The organism is Accumulibacter sp., from assembly GCF_032229525.1.
Classification (GTDB): domain Bacteria; phylum Pseudomonadota; class Gammaproteobacteria; order Burkholderiales; family Rhodocyclaceae; genus Accumulibacter.
This window is the reverse complement of the sequence record NZ_JAVTWB010000128.1, coordinates 8,293-10,002: the sequence shown is the minus strand read 5'-3', so window position 1 is coordinate 10,002 and position 1,710 is coordinate 8,293. Positions and strand designations below refer to the sequence as shown.

At 65.3% G+C, this 1,710-nt stretch carries 2 protein-coding genes; one reads left to right on the top strand and one right to left on the bottom strand.

Annotation, left to right across the window (positions count from 1 at the left end; genetic code table 11):
- A partial coding sequence (locus RUW20_RS08800) for a ComEC/Rec2 family competence protein (protein ID WP_313951835.1) occupies positions 1–719 on the bottom strand: 719 nt, incomplete at its 3' end.
- Between the two features lie 252 nt (positions 720–971).
- On the opposite strand from RUW20_RS08800, the gene RUW20_RS08795 reads away from it, so the two are divergent.
- On the top strand, positions 972–1,460 hold the full coding sequence (locus tag RUW20_RS08795; protein ID WP_313951834.1) for a DUF4440 domain-containing protein: 489 nt from the start codon (positions 972–974) through the stop codon (positions 1,458–1,460).
- The last annotated feature ends 250 nt before the right edge of the window (positions 1,461–1,710 follow it).

Genomic DNA, 1,710 nt, shown 5'->3' with positions numbered 1-1,710 from the left:
GCCGAAATGGCCTGCTGGTCGCCGACCGCCAACGCCGCGAGAATGCCGCCGTAGGGCGCATCGGGCAGCGCCGCCAGGAAATTGCTGCGGATTCGCTCGCGCCAACGCTCGATCGCATAGCCCGGCCGGAAAACAAAGTCGTCGAGGCGCTGCGCCAAGGCACGCGGACGCACATAGCCGGTCGCCCGCAGCCCGCGCTCGAACAGCCAGGCCTCGTAGTCAAAACCGTGCGGATTGGCGTTGCCGTGCGGTCGCTTCAGGCGAACGGTGAACCGCCAGCGCTCGGCCGGGCGAATCGCCAGCACGTCCCGCCACTCGTCTTTGCCCTGGCCACGATACCAGGAGAGCATGATCCGCCGCGGCAGAACCGCCTGCGGCGGATCGACCGACTCGACGACGAATTCGAAGCGCTCGCCGCGATCGAAAGCATGCGGCAGCGCGGCAACCACGCCGACCACCTCGACGTCGCGCCCTTCCCACTCAGCTGGCAGGCGATCCTGCAGCCGCTGCCCGGCGAGCAGAGCCGCCCAGGCCAGGCCCAGCAATCCGCAAGCCAGCGCTGACGCCACCCGCAGCGCGGCGTGCTGTCGGCCGCCACCCCAGAGCAGAAACAAGGGCACACCGATCAGCAGGGCGACTACCAGCGGCAAGGCCGGCAAGTTCTCCCGGGTCTGGAGAAACCAGACCCCGATGGCGAAGGCGAGGATGTTGATGCGCATGCCGTATTAAACCGGAAAACCATGTTCGAGCGCTGGTTTCATCTTCGCGATCAGGCGACGCTTGCGCGGCTCTCCTTGCCGCCGGCCAATCGCACAATCGGGATGGACCGGATTGCGGCTGTCTTGTAGAGTGAGTACCCGCTGCGAACGCCCGCAACGGGCAGCGCCACCGCGGCTTGCGCAAGCGAAGACTCCCTTCACCGTCTCCCTGGTCTGCTTCACCGTCCGCCAAAAACCCGCAAAGGACCTTCCATGAAGAAAAACTATCCAGCCGCATCGATGCTCCTCGCCGTCGTTCTTGCAGGCTGCGCTTCTGGCCCAAGCGCATCAACGGCGCCGCCAGCACGAATGGAAGTCTGCCAGGCGACCACCGAGCAGGAAATCGCGGACCTCTTCGAGCGCTGGAATCTCTCGCTACAAACCGGCGACAAGCAACAGGTTGTCGCCAACTATGCCGAGCACTCCGTCCTGCTGCCCACCGTATCGAACAAACCTCGACTCACCGCGGCCGAAAAGGCGGATTACTTCCAGCACTTCCTGCAGAACAAGCCGGTGGGCACGATCGACTCGAGGAGCATCGAGATTGGCTGCAACACCGCCGTTGACACGGGGCTCTATACCTTCACCTACGGTACGACGGGCGCGCAGGTCAAAGCGCGCTACACCTACACCTACAAATGGAACGGCAAGCAGTGGCTGATTACCAGCCACCACTCTTCGGCGATGCCAGAGAAGGACTGAGGCCCGGGTGGTGCCGGTTGGCTGGCGGACGGCGGCGTCAGGCAAGGGGCCACGGTCTGCGCACGGAGATCGATTACCGTCTGGCGCCGGCTTGCCTGAAGATCGGCTGCAAACGCCCGGTGGGGTGCACGGCGGGGCTTCTCGCCGGGTGATCTCTGGCGCGGCGTAGCCCCAAGCAACGCCCAATGGCACACAGCTGGATGCCGCCAACGCCCTCCGCCCAACATCCTGGCGACAACCAGGCCCGCGC

Bases quoted from the DNA above. Each gene is read 5' to 3' on its own strand.
- RUW20_RS08795 (WP_313951834.1), top strand. From the start codon at position 972: ATGAAGAAAAACTATCCAGCCGCATCGATGCTCCTCGCCGTCGTTCTT.